Source organism: Microcystis sp. M44BS1, assembly GCF_020244875.1.
Taxonomy (GTDB): Bacteria; Cyanobacteriota; Cyanobacteriia; order Cyanobacteriales; family Microcystaceae; genus Microcystis; species Microcystis panniformis.
Map to the genome: position 1 here is coordinate 1 of NZ_JADBVM010000351.1, position 15,163 is coordinate 15,163.

Consider the following 15,163-nt stretch of genomic DNA (forward strand, 5'->3'; position numbering starts at 1 on the left):
ACTAACAACTTCCATACCAAAGCGTTGTCTGAGAATCGTTTCCATTGAGGGAAGGGCAAGTCCTTCGGTAAAGCTGCCGAATTTGGCACCAAGTCCCCCAATTTGTTTGCCCAGTTCTTTGAGTTGTTTGTCAGTTTCCTTGAGTTGTCGGTCAGTTTCTTTTTGAGCGGTAGTTAATTCGGCTAAGAGTCGCCATACGTCTTCGGATGTAGTTGCCATAGATAATTTTTTCCTTCTGCTCTGGTCTATTGCTATTTTAGTCAATTGCGCCGATACTTCCTAATTTTTAACCCGCAATGATGTCTTTTTTGTCCAGTACATCTTATCCCATTTTAGATGAGCTTACCCTAGCAACCTTAAGCGAACACTACCGTGCGATTAGCGTAAACCAAAATGCGATTTTGCAAGTGTAAACGTACCGCTCGCGCTAACACCACCCTTTCTAAATCCTTACCTTGACGAATTAAATCTCCCACGGTATCGCGATGGCTAACTCTGACCACATCCTGCTCGATAATTGGCCCCTGATCGAGATCGGCAGTGATATAATGGGCGGTGGCTCCAATAATTTTTACCCCTCGATCATAGGCCCGTTGATAGGGATTAGCTCCGGCAAAAGCCGGTAAAAAAGAATGATGAATATTGATAATATTGGGGAAAAAGTTAATAAAATCTGGGCTAAGAACCTGCATATATTTAGCTAAAATCACTAAATCTATCCGGTATTCCCGCAGTAACCCTAATTGTCTGGCTTCCTGTTCAATCTTGGTTTCGGCGGTAATGGGAAGATGATGAAACTCAATACCGAATTGATTGGCAACTGAGTGTAATTCTCGATGATTGCTAATAATTAAAGGAATTTCTGCCCTAATTTCTCCCCCGTGTTGTCGCCATAATAAATCGAGGAGACAATGATCCTGTTTTGTCACCCAAATAGCTAGACGCGGGACAGTATCGGAAAAATGTAGGGACCAACTAGCCTGCAAAGGTTTGGCAATAGCGGCGAAAGCTGGTTCGATCATCCCACGGGGTAAATTAAACCCCTCTAATTGCCATTCTATCCGCATCAGGAACAATCCCGCCGAAAAATCCGTGTGTTGGTCAGCGTGGATAATATTGCCGCCATTAGCGTAGATAAAATTAGCGATTTTCGCCACTAGACCAATCTGGTCGGGACAAGAAATTAACAAGGTTGCAGTGGCAGCAGTCATAAATTATCGGCGGCAAGAATTGACTTTTTCTATCCCTAATTTATTACAATTTTAGGCACTTCGTCCCTTTGATGCACAAAAAAGATCGTTTGTCAATAGCGATCGCCGATTAAATTCCTGGTTAAACTGATAGGCTCTTCCCTTGCTCAGAAGTGGCAAAATGCCGCTCGATTAGGGAGGGGACATCTTGGGGAGCTACCTGATTATAATGCTTTTTATCGGGCATAACCACCAGATTCGGGCCTTTTTTGCACTGTTTTAAACAGCCGGTTAATTTAATATTCACCGCTTCTCCCAGTCCTTTTTCCTCTAAACCACTCTCCAAGCTTTGGCAAACTCTCGCACCGCCATTTTTCCAACAATCGGACTTCTGACAGATTAAGACGGTGGCTTTTTTCGCTTTTGCCGGGGCGAATTCTGGGGTTTTTTCGCCAGATAAATGCTCGATCCCTAGTACCCTCAGTTTTAATTTTCCCTTTTTTGAACAAAGACTACTTTCTCCCGTCACTTTTAGCCATGAGTGGAGAGCAATATTGAGAGGTATGTGGTCTCGCAGTGTTTTTTCGGGCTTAAACCAATATTCTCGTTTATCAACACTGATTCTCAGGTATTTTACCTTATATCCGTCTTTGAGGACAAAACCGAGGAATTGACCGACCACTTGAAAGGGAACCATGGCAGTTACAGATTTTGACATACTTTCTCACTTTTTACTCTTAGATTGCTAATTTTTCTCAAGGATTATGCTTGCCAACTGGTTTCCAGCCAAGCGATTAAACAGCCTCGGGAAGCCTCTAGCTGCCGCAGGACAGTCCACAGCTGTAAAAGTTGAGCGGAGGCATCGATGCGAACCTGCAAAGGCTCATGGAACAAGCATTTATCTTCAATGTCTAGGGCCTGCAGCCAGTGGTAGAGCTGCCAGCGCTCCCAAGCACTAAGAGGGAAGATTTTCTCACCTTCCGATGGCAATTTGTCTGTACTCATGGGGCTTTTAATTGAGAACTATTAGCAATATAACTCTAGGCTGATGTTCTCAGTATAACCAACAACTGCAAATAATTATCAATAACCTGAAGAAAAAAAAGTTGTCCGGTAGCGGCGATCGGCTAAAATCTTGCTTGTCCGCTTTGCCGACAGGAATCGCTACCGCCTACAATTGTCAAAGGGATAAAAATGGAGATAAAAAGATTTATTGACGAAAATTATGGATAAAAAAGCTCAAAAAACCGATAATTCAGCAGTTCTCTATTTTGATGGTGGTTCTCGCGGCAATCCGGGGAGAGCAGCCGGTGCAGCGGTAATAGTTTTAGCCGAGGGCAATTCCTTGACTACGACTAGATATATGGAGATAGCCACTAATAACGAAGCTGAATACACGGGATTGATTATTGGATTGGAAAAAGCCCAAGAATTAGGCTTAAAAAGCCTAGAAATTCGGGGAGACAGTCAATTAGTCATCAATCAAGTTAAGGGAGACTGGAAGGTAAAAAGCGATAGTTTACGTCCCTTTTATCAGCGTGCTTGTCAATTAGTTGCCCGATTCGATCGCATTAGCTGGCGCTGGATTGAACGAGCTAAAAATAGTGTGGCTGACGCTGCCGCTAATCATTGTCTGGATGCAGCGAAAAAATCGCCAGAAAAACCGAAGGAAGGCGAAACTAATCTCAATATTCTGCTCCAATCCCTGAAACCAGTCCTAAATACCGAAGAATTCGTTTTTTCTTCCCTAACAGCAACAGGACTAGAACAGCTACAATTAACTCCTATCTGCCAATTTCAGGAAGAGGAAGGCATAACGGTGATTATTCCCCGTCAGCAAGCCGATCGCATGGGCTTGCAGTACAAATATATTTATAGACAAATTACTCTTTCTGTGCATTCTAGTTTAGCGGCGGTGGGATTTTTAGCGGTGATTAGTGAGAAACTGGCCGCAGCAGCAATTAGCGTCAATGTCATTTCTGGTTATTATCACGATCATTTATTTATCCCTAGGGATAGGGTGACAGAAGCGATGGCTATTCTCGAAGAAATTAGCCGCTCCTAACAGTTATCAGTTATCAGTTATCAGTTATCAGTTATCAGTTATCAGTTAGCAGTTATCAGTTAGCAGATGTGAGTTTTCAATTCACTCATTACTGTTTACTGTTCACTGAAAAAACAGGATTTAGTATTATTTGCTCTCCTCTGAGGAATTTTTCACCGTTTCTTCTAGGATAACTACCGGTTCTTTTTCCCGCTGCTGCGAGCGGATGATATCGATGGTACTTTTCAGCACACTAGCGATAGGAACTGCTATCAATAAACCGAGAATTCCTGCTACTTTGCCACCGATAAAAAGAGATAGAATAATCCAGACGGGGTTAAGTCCGATCATACCTCCCATTAACCGAGGGGCGATGACATTATCATTAATTTGACCGACAATAATAGTCAGGGTCAAAACTTTTAACCCTAACCAAAAATCTTGAAACATCAGTAGGGTACTAATGCCAATAATGGTGAAGGCACTGGCAAAAGGAATTAATGTAGTTAGACCGATTGCCACCCCGAATAATAGGGCATAATCGACCTTGAGAATCACAAAAACAAAAATTTGAGCAAGGCTGAGAATTCCCGCTAAAATGGTTTGACCAGCAAAATAGGTTTCAAAAGTTTGACGAATAATCGTTCTTAATTTGAGATTCCAAGGAGCAGGAATCCAGCTTAAAATTCCCTCCCAAATTTGTTCGCCATAGAGAACCAGAAAGACAGTTAGAACCAGAACAAAGAGAATGTTTAGGATACTGTTGATAGTTCCCAGCACAAAGCTCAGTAATTGAGTGCTAAGAGTTTGTAAAACATTGGTTAGTCGTTCCGATAACTGGGTGATTGATTGCTCGATATAAATCGCATATTTCTGAGTTTTATCCCACTTTTCTAAATTTTGTATCTGTTCGGTTCCCGACTCGATCCACTGGGGTAAACTATTGATTAAACTGCTTAATTGCTCGACAATCTGGGGAATTAAAATTAAACCTAAAACGCTCAAAATTAATAGGGCAATTAAAAAGACAATAGCGATCGAACCACTGCGATTAACCCCGCGTCTTTGCAGCAGTTTGATGGGAACATCTAGGACAAAAGCTAGTAAACTAGCAGTGACAAAAATACTAACTAAGGGTTCTAGATAGCTAAATAATTGGAATAATAACCAACCATTGAGAAATAAGAGCGGAAAAACTAGACTTAGCCGCAACCAACGAGGTAGTTGCTTAAAAAGCTCTATCATTAGACCTCTTGTAAAAATCAAAAATTGTTGTTAGGGTTAGGAGTCAGTAGTCAGTAGTCAGTAGTCAGGAGAATTAAGAATGAATAATAATCAATTAAACGGTCTATTTACAGATTTTATGTAATTTAATCCTTGTTTTTGCCTTTTTTGAACCCTCAAAAATTAATTATGCAAGAGGTTTATTAATTTTGTCCTGAGAGAGTATCGATGTATGTAAAAAGAGAGTTTTCTAACCAGAAATCCTCTTTCAATCTACCATCTCCGTGCCACTTTTTTGGTTCCAGTAACCCTGAAACTCTTATCTTAACTGTATGGAGCTAAGCGGATTCGAACCGCTGACCCCCTCAATGCCATTGAGGTGCTCTACCAACTGAGCTATAGCCCCGCGAAGACCATTTTTGAATATAGCTTAAATAGAATCATTTTGTCAAGGGGGGGGCGAGAAAAAAATTTGTCACAGCCAAGGCGATCGCTAATTGACAAGAGTGAAACAATCGCCCCCATTTAGACAGGAGCCGAAATTTGGGTTAAATAGGTTAAACAGTGACCCATGAGGAAATAAACTACTAACATAGCCACTGCCGCTGCTGCCACCAAGGTTCCCGCCAGCATCAAGGAAAACTCTTGCCTGTCGAACGCTTGCTGCATCAGATGCAATGACCAAGCCACAAGACCGAGGTCAAAGATGAGAATCGGAACTAACATATTTTAAATTTTGTTAACTTTCTTCTATTCTAATACATAATTTTCCCGAGGGATAATCGGAGGGAAGTTAAAAACAGGGATTTTTTGCCGGTTGCTCGATCGCGGCTGTCAGCCGTCAGCCATTGGCTTTCAGTAACAGGTGTAAACCTTGCTCTTCTTGGTTTGCAGCCTGAAGAAATCCTTTTCCCGAAAAACCGACTCAATCACTAGATTAAGTTCTGCAAATCTTGCTCTCATTTTCCCGGCTAACGCACGGGTACTTGTTGATTTTGCAGATAATTTTTGACCTCAGCGATGGTTAATTGACCATAATGAAGCAAAGAAGCCAATAAAGCCGCTTCTGCCCGGCCTTCCGTCAATGCTTCGTAGATATGCTGACAATTACCCGCTCCTCCAGAGGCAATCACAGGAATCTCCACCCTTTCTGCGATCGCTTTTGTCAAGGCCAGATCGTAACCCGCTTGCGTGCCGTCGGCATCCATACTGGTAACTAACAACTCACCCGCCCCGCGTTTTTCCACTTCTTGCGCCCATAATAAAGCATCAATACCCGTATTTTCGCGTCCACCCCGAACATAAACCTCCCAACCGGGGTTATGCACATCCTTGCGTCGTCTAGCATCGATCGCCACCACAATACACTGTTTCCCAAAGCGATCGCTGGCTCGATCGAGCAATTCCGGCTCGCGCACGGCAGCCGAGTTAATGCTGACTTTATCGGCCCCGGCTCTTAACAAATTTTTAATATTTTCTAAGGATTGGATGCCACCTCCCACGGTCAGAGGAATAAAAACCTGTTCCGCCGTGCGATAGACTACATCAATAATTGTGTCGCGATCTTCATGGGTAGCAGTAATATCAAGAAAAACCAACTCATCGGCCCCTGCCTGATTATACAAGCGAGCTAACTCCACGGGGTCGCCAGCATCCTGAAGATTGACAAAATTAACCCCTTTAACTACCCGACCTTTATTGACATCCAAACAAGGCAAAATCCGCTTCGCTAACATATCCTAGACTCTTGATTGTAACAATGGCCATCAAACGATCGCACAATTCCCCCCCGGCAGCCGAGGAAAATCTGCTCACTCCCAATCCCACTATAGAAGAAACGGAAAAAGCAGAAGCGCAAATTCGTCCCCAATCCCTAGAGGATTATATCGGTCAACAGGACTTAAAAGCTAATCTAAAAGTCACCATCGCCGCGGCCAAAGCTAGACAAGAAGCGATCGATCATTTGCTCTTCTACGGACCGCCGGGGTTAGGCAAAACCACCATGGCTTTAATTTTAGCGGCCCAGATGGGAGTAAATTGCCGCATTACTGCCGCCCCCGCTTTAGAGCGTCCCCGGGACATTACCGGCATCCTGATCAATCTTCAACCCCGGGATATTCTTTTTATCGACGAAATTCATCGACTGAATCGGGTGACGGAGGAGTTATTATACCCCGCGATGGAGGATTATCGGCTGGATGTGACGATTGGTAAGGGTCAAGCGGCGAAAATTCGCAGTATTTCTTTACCTCCCTTTACTTTAATCGGTGCTACTACCAAAGTTGGCTCTTTAACTGCGCCTTTACGCGATCGTTTTGGCATGATTCAACGTCTGCGTTTCTATACAGTTGAGGAATTGACAGCAATTATGCTCAGAAGTGCCACTATTTTTAATATTCCCATTACCGAAGCGGGTGCGATCGAAATTTCCCGTCGCAGTCGCGGAACTCCACGCATTGCCAATCGTTTATTAAAACGGGTACGCGACTATGTGCAGGTGAAGGGAGAAACTATTATCACCCCCCAGTTAGCCGCTGAGGGATTAAATCAATTAAATGTGGATTCTATGGGTTTAGATTGGACCGATCGATTAGTATTAAAGACGATGATCGAACAGTTTCAAGGTAAACCCGTGGGATTGGAAGCGGTAGCGGCAGCCACGGGAGAAGATGCCAAGACGATTGAGGAGGTGTATGAGCCTTATTTATTACAAATAGGTTATCTTCATCGTACTCCCCGGGGCCGCGTGGTGACGTCAGCCGCCTACGAACATTTAGGTTTACTGGCGAAATTGCCGAAAAATAAGGATCGGAGTTTACCTTTGTTCGAGTTCTAGTTTTCTAGATAGGGTTGGCTGAATAAATGTGAAATATAGACGAGGTATGGGGTTTGGGGCTTTTTGGCGAAGCAGCTGCAAGATTTTCAAGCTAGTGGCTCAAAAACCTTACATCTTGATCGGCGATCGCGTCCTGTACGGGCGAAGCATTCGGACAATAACCTATCGCTGAAACCGTAGATTTTCTATCCGAATGCTTCGCCCCTACTTTTTCAGCAAACCCTAGATAGGGTTGGCTGAATAAATCTAAAAACCTTGTTGGATTAAGAGTTTTTCGGGGGGAAAATTCACACCCCACACCCCACACCCCCCCCCTGCCCCCCCCGATGTCGGGGGGGGCAGGGGGGGGCGACACCCTGCCTCTAGGAACAACTTTTTCAGCCAACCCTGATTACCTGGGTTTTAGCTTACCCGTGTCTTTAAATACTGGCTTGACCGCGTGAAATCACACAAGTCTTTATACAAAGGTCGTATCATCAAGATCGTAGTAAGTTACATTGTTGCCATTGCTGGCCGCTTCTAATCTACACTGCATTGGGATTGGTCAAAGCTAATTACAATAGTGATCTTTTACAGCCAATGATTTTTTAAGTCTGTTAACGCCATATGTCTGTCCTAAATAAAGAAAATCTTAAACTAGAAACTCTCACCCTATTCCAAAAATATCAAAAAACAGGAGACAATAAGTTACTGGATCAGATTATAGAGTTAAACCTAGGATTAGTCAGAAGGGAAGCTCATCATTGGGTCAATCAATGCCGTGAAAATTACGAAGATTTAGTCCAGGTTGGCTGTATGGGACTAATTCGAGCGATCAAACGTTTTGACAGCAGCAAAGGTCATGCTTTTAGTTCCTTCGCTATTCCCTATATTCGCGGCGAAATTCAACACTATCTGCGGGATAAAGGTTATACAGTTCGTATTCCTCGTCGTTGGTTAGATTTAGGCAGACAAGCAACAAATATGCGTCGGGATTTCCAGGCCCTCTACAATCGTCAACCCAATGATACGGAAATCTCCCTCGCTTTAAATATTTCCCTCGCAGAATGGCAAGAGGTAAAACTGGCTTTCCAAAACCGTGAACCTCTTAGTCTCGATGCGACGGTTAATAACGATGAAGATAATCATACTTGTTTAAAAGACATCGTTCCCGATCCCCGTTATCGCAGCTTTCAACTGTGTCAAGAGGATCGCATTCGTTTACAACAGGCAATGGCTCAATTAGAAGACAAAACCCGTCATATTCTTGAATTTGTCTTCCTTAAAGATCTTACTCAACGGGAAACAGCCGAACAATTAGGCATTAGTGTCGTTACCGTCTCCCGTCGGGTGAAAAAGGGTTTAGAAATGCTCAAGGAAACCATGCTCCAAGAAGTATTTTAGCCCAATTATCGGTTCTCATAGCAAGTCCGTTATTAACTCCCAATCCAACTTTAAAAACTCAGTTATGGATTTTTTTCCCCTGCTCCCCGCTTATCTTTGCTCCAATAGCAAGTAATTTAAAACCTCAGCTAAATATTCATACTGCTCGATCGAATTATAGTAGTGAGCAGAAATTCTCACAATTAATGATGCTTCTCCCCAGGGAATTATCGGCACTTCGATCTGATATTTTTCCCACAGTTGTCTAGATAAGTCTTCTGCTGCCCAAGCATAACTAGGCATTAGAATTGAGGACATCGCTCCAATCATTGATTCTGGACAGGGATAATTGACCTGCAAGGCACGACAAAGCAAATTTCTGGCTTTTAAAACCAAATTATGATTCCTCGCCATCAGACCCAGTAAACCATCAATAGAGAGAGAATTTAAAAACTCGATCGCTTTTGGCACTGATAAATAAGCACTGGGATCATCGGTTCCCATCCAAGCAAATTCTAACTGAAAACGGGAGCGATCTTGTCGAGGAGAATTGGCCCCATGGCTAATAGTTAAAGGTCGAATTATTGCCTGTTTATCCCCGCGCACATAGAGAAAAGCAGCCCCCTTGGGACTACATAACCACTTATGACAATTAGCAGTATAATAGGTGGGATTAATTTCCCCGATATTAAGGGGTAAAAAACCTAAAGCATGAGCGCCATCGATGAGAGTATCAATGCAGCGATTATTTAATTCTTGCACAATTTCTGCGATTGGCCAAATTAAGGCCGTGGGACTGGTGACATGATCTAAAACTACTAATTTTGTCCGGGGAGAAACAGATGCTAAAATTGCTTGACTAATTTCTAAAGGGGACTGCACAGGAAAGGGAATTTTAGCGATAATTACCTTTAAACCCCATCTTTTAGCTATATGTTTAACTGCATTAGCACAAGCATTATAGGTCTGATCGGTGATCAGAATTTCCTCATTTTCCTGAAAAGTTAAGGAATTTAACACCGCATTCACTGCTGTGGTTGCATTGGGAACAAAGACTAAATCATCGCTATTTACTCCCACTAAATCCGCTAATTTTTGCCTAGCAATATCTAATAAACCCTCTAATTCTCTCCCCAAAAATGCTAAGGGTTGTCTTTCCATTCGTTCCCGCAATTGTTGCTGATAATCCAAGACTATTTTAGGGGTTGCACCATAGGAACCATGGTTGAGAAAATAGATATTATCGGGAATTAACCAAAAGTTTTTGGACATATTGAATTAATTTGATTTTATTCAAAACTAGAAAAAATAGCTGAAAAATTGCCTATTGTATTCAGATACTGACTAGCTAGTATATTTATGATAAGCGGGTGGGTGGAATTAAATATAAGATGAACGTAGGTTGGGTTGAAGCATGAAACCCAACACCCGCTCATGTTACGCTACCGCTAACCCATCCTACAAATAATTGTGCCTCCCTACTTATAACCACCTATTTTAGATTAATCTCCCATGGGTTGAAAAGTTGAAAACGATGAATAATTTCAGTGACAAAAGTTTCTCCATCTATGAGAGGATGATTTTCTGATGCAAAGATAGCTTTATCTATTTTTTGCCGAATATCTTCTCTCCATTCTGCATCAGTTATTTGTTCATATTCATCGAGTAACTGCAAAGCAAAGTCGATGACTTCTTGGGGAGATTGATATTTTCCCGTTTTCACTTTCGGTTGGAGATGTCGGTTCATAGGTATTATGACTATCTACTGAGAAAATCAGCTTTACCTTAATTTTAAGCTAAATATCGACAAAAAAAGCTCTCCAGGAAAAAGGAGAGAGGAGAGAACGAGTTAGAAAAAATTATTAATGTAACCATCCTTTCAGACGACGTGCGACTTGAGGACGACGTAATTTTCGCATCGCTTTAGTTTGAATTTGACGTACTCGTTCCCGAGATAAATTGAACATTCCCCCCACTTCCTCTAGGGTATAGGGTTGACTGGTAGCTAAACCATAACGGAGGGAGATAACATCTTTTTCCCGTTCCGTGAGAACATCACTTAAAACTGCGAAAATTTCTTGACGCATCATCATCTCATTCATTTTATCTTCGGGAAGTTGTAGATCATCATCTTCCAAAAGATCCACTAATTCCGTATCTTCTCCCTTCCCTACACGATGATTTAAAGAGAGAGATTGACGACGCAATTGTAATAATTGCCGCAATTGTTCGGGAGTTATTTCTAACGCTTCCGCAAGTTCCCGTTCATTGGGATTGCGCTGTAAATCTTGCTTGAGAATGCGCTGCGCTTTTTTGAGTTTATTGAGTTTTTCGACAATGTGAATCGGTAAACGAATTGTCCGCGCATCGTTAGCAATGGTGCGGGTGATTGCTTGTCGAATCCACCAATAAGCATAGGTAGAGAATTTATAACCTTTATTGGGATCAAATTTTTCGGCCGCACGGTTGAGTCCGATCGCACCTTCTTGAATTAAATCTAAGAAAGGAACCCCGCGATTTAAATAGCGTTTAGCGATAGAAACCACCAAGCGCAAATTAGAACGAATCATTTTCCGTTTAGCTGTTCGTCCGCGATAAAGACGGTTTTCCAGTTGACGTTCATTATCTAATTCTAAAGCGATTGCCCATTCCGTTTTCGTCGGGGGACGATGTAAATTTTCTTGCAGTTTTTGGCGTACTTCTTCCGCTTCCATGAGAAACTTAACCGAGTAGGCTAATTCAATTTCTTCTTCCGCACTAAGCAGGGGATAACGAGCCATTTCTTTAAAAAATGCCCCAACAGTGTCTTCATTGCTGCCTTTATCGTATCCAGTTCCACTACTCCCACGAGTGTTTTTTAGGGTTTCCGGTAAAGATTCAGTCAGATCCTCGTCAGTTCTTTCAGCAAAATCCACGCTGTCCAGTTCTAAAGGATTTGTCTCCAGGGCAATGATTTGATTAAAATTATCATCAGCGGCTAGTTTAGAGATTTTCATAAGCAGTTATGGATGGAGTGGGGTTATAATAGCGGGGAAAAACTTAGTTTCTCCCAATGGGCTGATTGTTACATTGAATTTTCGGGGAGCAGATTTTTTAAACGTTTTCTTAATTAATGGCGGCCATTTCTGGGATATAATTGGGTGCTTCTGTGTCCATGGTTACAAATCGCTGAACCAGATAATCAGATTTTCTGGTGAATAGGGGAGACTTTCAGGGTTTTCACTTATACACTCTAACTAAGGTTTTTGGTATTTGACTAGGTAAAGATCACGCTTCTTAACAATCAAGATAGCCATCAGCTTTTTATTACTATTCTTCGCTTTTTCTATTGAGAACCATTCTCACCTTTTGACTAACTATGGTGCGATTTAATAGCTAATAGTCAATAGTTATCATTAACTTTATCAATGCTTAAGGGTGGATAAAAATTCTTTTGGGAAGACTTCACTAGCTAAAAATCAAAATTTGTGGGCAAAAAAGCAATATTTAAACTGTTTTTAGAGAAAATTAACTGGTTTTATTCCCCTCAAGCTTTAAACTATAATTTAAATACCCCATTCTCCCCACTTCCCACTCCCCACTTCCCACTCCCCACTGATAACTGATAACTGATAACTGATAACCATGCTCGATCGCTGTGCTACCCTGACTGTAGCAGAACCTCGCACACCTTACCAATTAACCACAACTGGACAACCGTGGTTAGAAGTTTTGGTTGATCGCCCTTATCCTAGAGATAGTCAAGAGGATCAGCAAATATTAACCTATAGTGTCCCCCTGGATTTAACGGTAGAAATTGGCGATATTTTAAGCGTTCCCTTCGGTTCTCAGGTAATTGGGGGAATTGCTCTTAGATTTCTCGAAAATTTGCCTGCAGGACTAGAAGAAAATCAAATCCGTCCCGTGGAAGATGTGATTACTAAGGGCTTTTTCCCCGATAATTATTGGCAGTTATTGACGAAAATCGCCCAATACTATGCAACGGATTTAATCACCGTTGTTCGCGTCGCTTTACCTAAGGGTTTACTGCGAAGTTCCCAACGTCGCATCAGATTAAAACCAGAAGCGATTCCCCCCGGTGCAGAAGTTTTTTGTACTCCCCTCTCCCGTCAGATTTTATCCCTGCTCAAAAATCAAAAAGAAGGCGATTATTCGGCGAAATACCTGCAAGAAAAACTAAAAAATGCTAATTACGGGATCCGAGACTTAGTTAAGCGCGGTTGGGTAGAAAGTTATCTAGAAGCACCCAAAAGTACCAATATTAAGCTAAAAAAAGCCATTACCCTGCTAATAACCGACTTTCCTGCCGATTTAACCGAAAATCAACGCAAAATTGTCGAAATTCTCCGTCATCAGGGAGGAGAAATGTGGCTGCCAGAATTGGTAAAACTTGCGGGGACAAAACATTTTAAACCGCTCATTGACAAGGGTTATGTGGTGATTGAGGACAGGGAATTCCTGCGCTTATCCTCGGCGATTATGAGCAGGGATCAACCAAAAACACTCACTTATAGTCAAAAACAGGCTTTAGAAGCCATTCAAACCCTAAAAGGTGGTGAAAGCGCTCTCTTACATGGAGTGACGGGATCGGGTAAAACAGAAGTCTATCTACAGGCGATCGCACCTGTCCTGGCAGCGGGTAAATCTGCCTTGGTTTTAGTCCCCGAAATTGGATTAACACCGCAACTAACCGATCGCTTTGTGGCCCGTTTTGGCGATCGAGTCTATGTTTATCATAGCGCCCTCTCGGAAGGAGAAAGATACGATACCTGGCGACAGATGTTGACAGGAACCCCGCAAGTTATTATCGGGACGCGATCGGCGATTTTTGCTCCTTTACCCCACCTAGGCATGATTATCCTCGATGAAGAACACGATAGCAGCTTTAAACAAAGTCAATTACTCCCCACCTATCACGCGCGTACCGTGGCTAAATGGCGCGCTCAATTAAACCATTGTCCCGTAATTTTAGGCTCGGCCACGCCATCCCTAGAAACATGGCTAGAATCCCAAGCTAATCCCCGTCTTTACCTATCTTTGCCCGATCGCATCCAAAATCGCCCCTTACCTCGGGTGGAAATCGTCGATATGCGACGGGAATTGCAGCGAGGCAATCGTTCCCTGTTTAGTCAATCCCTGCGTTCATCTCTGGAAACCCTGCGCGACAAGGGAGAACAGGCAATTTTATTCGTCAGTCGCCGGGGACATAGTACATTTGTATCTTGCAGAAGTTGCGGTTATGTGCTGGAGTGTCCCCACTGTGATGTCTCCCTCTCCTACCACCACACCGAACCGGGAGCGCAAGAATTACTCCGCTGTCACTACTGTAACTATGGTCGCATTCATCCGAAACAATGTCCTGAATGCGGTTCTCCCTATCTAAAATTTTTCGGTACTGGTACTCAGCGCGTCACCCAAGAATTAAGCAAAGAATTTCCTGATTTGCGCTGCTTGCGTTTTGATAGTGATACCACCCGTAACAAAAATGCTCCCCGGGAACTATTAAAACTATTTACTGATGGTGAGTTTGATGTTTTAGTGGGAACCCAAATGCTCACCAAAGGATTAGATATCGATCGAGTTACTTTAGTAGGAGTAATGGCAGCCGATGGCTTACTTTATCACTCCGATTATCGCGCCTCCGAACGCACTTTTCAAACCCTCACCCAAGTAGCAGGGAGAGCAGGAAGGGGAGAAACAGAAGGAAAGGTAATTATCCAAACCTATACCCCCGAACATCCCGTGATTAGAGCAGTGCAAACCCACGATTATGAGGGTTTTGTCGAGACGGAATTAATGCAGAGAGAGGGTTTAAATTATCCTCCCTACGGCAGTTTAGTCTTAATTCGCTTTAGTGGTTTAGATGGGGAAGCAGTGCAGAAAAGTGCCGAAAATGTCGCAGAGGAATGTGTTAATAATTTCGGTTCCGATTGGGATATTTTGGGACCTGCACCAGCAACAATTATGCGTGTGGCTAACCGTTATCGCTGGCAAATTCTGTTAAAATTATCGGGAGAAAAGGCTGATATCGGTCGTCTTTTTCGTCCTTTGAAAAGCTTAGTTTTACCCAAGGTAAGTATGGCGATCGATGTGGACCCCTTGACGATAGAATAATCAAGGATGGATAATGCGCTCGCAACGCGCTCGCTACGCGAGATCGCTATTGTTCACGGGTGCAACCAGTTATCTAAATCTGTCAAAGTGTCAAAGTCTAATAAAGCGAGTCCTAAGTCTTCTAACCGCTCCACAGGAAGGTTACGGATGGTTTCTTCTAGATTTTGCGGTATTTCCCCGAAACGTCGCTGAAGTTGACGGAGGACTAACTTTAATGCTTCCTGCTGTACACCTTGCTGAACCGCTTGTTCTCTATCCTGTTGGTAAAGTGGAGCTAAACGCATAATAAACTCCCTATCCTCCTGTGTTTTTTTCGATAAAGCTTCTAGATTTCTACTCAGATTATACAATAAGTTTAAGGAAGCCGATTTTAGGGGATTATTCGGTGATAAT

Annotated in this window: 16 protein-coding genes and 1 tRNA gene; 4 read left to right on the plus strand and 13 right to left on the minus strand. The window is 42.7% G+C overall.

Annotation, left to right across the window (positions count from 1 at the left end):
* The 4 genes from IM515_RS25600 to IM515_RS25615 form a co-directional block, all read right to left on the minus strand.
* A partial coding sequence (locus IM515_RS25600; RefSeq protein WP_287629167.1) for a DUF3782 domain-containing protein occupies positions 1 to 219 on the minus strand: 219 nt, incomplete at its 3' end.
* A 137-nt stretch (positions 220 to 356) separates the two neighbouring features.
* The gene (gene purU, locus IM515_RS25605; protein ID WP_002764640.1) at positions 357 to 1,211 is read right to left on the minus strand and encodes a formyltetrahydrofolate deformylase; all 855 of its coding nucleotides are present in this window, start codon (positions 1,209 to 1,211) and stop codon (positions 357 to 359) included.
* A 121-nt stretch (positions 1,212 to 1,332) separates the two neighbouring features.
* On the minus strand, positions 1,333 to 1,908 hold the full coding sequence (locus IM515_RS25610) for a (2Fe-2S) ferredoxin domain-containing protein (protein ID WP_287629168.1): 576 nt from the start codon (positions 1,906 to 1,908) through the stop codon (positions 1,333 to 1,335).
* 44 nt (positions 1,909 to 1,952) lie between these two features.
* Entirely contained in the window at positions 1,953 to 2,195 is a 243-nt protein-coding gene (locus IM515_RS25615; RefSeq protein ID WP_287629169.1) for an Asr1405/Asl0597 family protein, read from the minus strand.
* Between the two features lie 220 nt (positions 2,196 to 2,415).
* On the opposite strand from IM515_RS25615, the gene IM515_RS25620 reads away from it, so the two are divergent.
* Positions 2,416 to 3,255 carry a reverse transcriptase-like protein gene (locus tag IM515_RS25620; RefSeq protein ID WP_002764646.1) on the plus strand — a complete coding sequence of 280 codons (840 nt, stop codon included), beginning with the start codon at positions 2,416 to 2,418 and terminating at the stop codon, positions 3,253 to 3,255.
* Between the two features lie 126 nt (positions 3,256 to 3,381).
* Here the strand turns inward: IM515_RS25620 and IM515_RS25625 are convergent, their stop codons facing one another.
* The 4 genes from IM515_RS25625 to hisF form a co-directional block, all read right to left on the minus strand.
* Positions 3,382 to 4,479 (minus strand): AI-2E family transporter, encoded by a 1,098-nt coding sequence (locus IM515_RS25625; RefSeq protein ID WP_002778288.1) that lies wholly within the window; start codon positions 4,477 to 4,479, stop codon positions 3,382 to 3,384.
* A gap of 312 nt (positions 4,480 to 4,791) precedes the next feature.
* Positions 4,792 to 4,864 (minus strand) — tRNA-Ala (locus IM515_RS25630).
* Positions 4,865 to 4,983: 119 nt separating this feature from the next.
* Positions 4,984 to 5,184, minus strand: coding sequence for a hypothetical protein (locus tag IM515_RS25635; protein ID WP_002764650.1), 201 nt, complete (start codon positions 5,182 to 5,184; stop codon positions 4,984 to 4,986).
* Positions 5,185 to 5,429: 245 nt separating this feature from the next.
* The gene (hisF, locus tag IM515_RS25640; protein ID WP_002764651.1) at positions 5,430 to 6,194 is read right to left on the minus strand and encodes an imidazole glycerol phosphate synthase subunit HisF; all 765 of its coding nucleotides are present in this window, start codon (positions 6,192 to 6,194) and stop codon (positions 5,430 to 5,432) included.
* A 23-nt stretch (positions 6,195 to 6,217) separates the two neighbouring features.
* Between hisF and ruvB the strand changes: the two genes are divergently transcribed.
* Together ruvB and IM515_RS25650 are read left to right on the plus strand one after the other, a co-directional pair.
* Positions 6,218 to 7,294, plus strand: coding sequence for a Holliday junction branch migration DNA helicase RuvB (gene ruvB / locus IM515_RS25645; RefSeq protein WP_002764653.1), 1,077 nt, complete (start codon positions 6,218 to 6,220; stop codon positions 7,292 to 7,294).
* Positions 7,295 to 7,900: 606 nt separating this feature from the next.
* Complete coding sequence (locus IM515_RS25650; RefSeq protein WP_287629170.1) at positions 7,901 to 8,677, plus strand: RNA polymerase sigma factor SigF; 777 nt, start codon at positions 7,901 to 7,903, stop codon at positions 8,675 to 8,677.
* Positions 8,678 to 8,767: 90 nt separating this feature from the next.
* Here IM515_RS25650 and IM515_RS25655 read toward each other — a convergent pair whose 3' ends face one another.
* The 4 genes from IM515_RS25655 to IM515_RS25670 all read right to left on the minus strand — a co-directional run bounded on the left by IM515_RS25655 (position 8,768) and on the right by IM515_RS25670 (position 12,324).
* Positions 8,768 to 9,928 (minus strand): aminotransferase class V-fold PLP-dependent enzyme, encoded by a 1,161-nt coding sequence (locus IM515_RS25655; protein ID WP_287629171.1) that lies wholly within the window; start codon positions 9,926 to 9,928, stop codon positions 8,768 to 8,770.
* A gap of 220 nt (positions 9,929 to 10,148) precedes the next feature.
* Positions 10,149 to 10,403: a ribbon-helix-helix domain-containing protein gene (locus IM515_RS25660; protein WP_287629173.1), complete on the minus strand. Its 255-nt coding sequence runs from the start codon at positions 10,401 to 10,403 to the stop codon at positions 10,149 to 10,151.
* 115 nt (positions 10,404 to 10,518) lie between these two features.
* Positions 10,519 to 11,652: an RNA polymerase sigma factor, RpoD/SigA family gene (locus IM515_RS25665; protein ID WP_287629174.1), complete on the minus strand. Its 1,134-nt coding sequence runs from the start codon at positions 11,650 to 11,652 to the stop codon at positions 10,519 to 10,521.
* Between the two features lie 549 nt (positions 11,653 to 12,201).
* Positions 12,202 to 12,324 carry a hypothetical protein gene (locus IM515_RS25670; protein ID WP_287633146.1) on the minus strand — a complete coding sequence of 41 codons (123 nt, stop codon included), beginning with the start codon at positions 12,322 to 12,324 and terminating at the stop codon, positions 12,202 to 12,204.
* On the opposite strand from IM515_RS25670, the gene priA reads away from it, so the two are divergent.
* Positions 12,281 to 14,770, plus strand: a complete 2,490-nt coding sequence (gene priA / locus IM515_RS25675) for a primosomal protein N' (RefSeq protein ID WP_287629175.1) — start codon at positions 12,281 to 12,283, stop codon at positions 14,768 to 14,770. The two genes, IM515_RS25670 and priA, sit on opposite strands and share 44 nt — an antisense overlap.
* Positions 14,771 to 14,823: 53 nt before the next feature.
* Here priA and IM515_RS25680 read toward each other — a convergent pair.
* Positions 14,824 to 15,163, minus strand: a 340-nt coding sequence (locus IM515_RS25680) for a DUF4351 domain-containing protein (protein WP_287629177.1), incomplete at its 5' end; no start/stop codon positions are given.

Excerpts from the sequence above, each read along its gene's own strand:
- IM515_RS25610 (WP_287629168.1), bottom strand. The coding sequence starts at position 1,908 with ATGTCAAAATCTGTAACTGCCATGGTTCCCTTTCAAGTGGTCGGTCAA.
- IM515_RS25625 (WP_002778288.1), bottom strand. The coding sequence starts at position 4,479 with ATGATAGAGCTTTTTAAGCAACTACCTCGTTGGTTGCGGCTAAGTCTA.
- IM515_RS25615 (WP_287629169.1), bottom strand. The coding sequence starts at position 2,195 with ATGAGTACAGACAAATTGCCATCGGAAGGTGAGAAAATCTTCCCTCTT.
- priA (WP_287629175.1), top strand. The coding sequence starts at position 12,281 with ATGCTCGATCGCTGTGCTACCCTGACTGTAGCAGAACCTCGCACACCT.
- purU (WP_002764640.1), bottom strand. The coding sequence starts at position 1,211 with ATGACTGCTGCCACTGCAACCTTGTTAATTTCTTGTCCCGACCAGATT.
- IM515_RS25635 (WP_002764650.1), bottom strand. The coding sequence starts at position 5,184 with ATGTTAGTTCCGATTCTCATCTTTGACCTCGGTCTTGTGGCTTGGTCA.
- ruvB (WP_002764653.1), top strand. The coding sequence starts at position 6,218 with ATGGCCATCAAACGATCGCACAATTCCCCCCCGGCAGCCGAGGAAAAT.
- hisF (WP_002764651.1), bottom strand. The coding sequence starts at position 6,194 with ATGTTAGCGAAGCGGATTTTGCCTTGTTTGGATGTCAATAAAGGTCGG.
- IM515_RS25620 (WP_002764646.1), top strand. The coding sequence starts at position 2,416 with ATGGATAAAAAAGCTCAAAAAACCGATAATTCAGCAGTTCTCTATTTT.
- IM515_RS25650 (WP_287629170.1), top strand. The coding sequence starts at position 7,901 with ATGTCTGTCCTAAATAAAGAAAATCTTAAACTAGAAACTCTCACCCTA.
- IM515_RS25665 (WP_287629174.1), bottom strand. The coding sequence starts at position 11,652 with ATGAAAATCTCTAAACTAGCCGCTGATGATAATTTTAATCAAATCATT.
- IM515_RS25655 (WP_287629171.1), bottom strand. The coding sequence starts at position 9,928 with ATGTCCAAAAACTTTTGGTTAATTCCCGATAATATCTATTTTCTCAAC.
- IM515_RS25660 (WP_287629173.1), bottom strand. The coding sequence starts at position 10,403 with ATGAACCGACATCTCCAACCGAAAGTGAAAACGGGAAAATATCAATCT.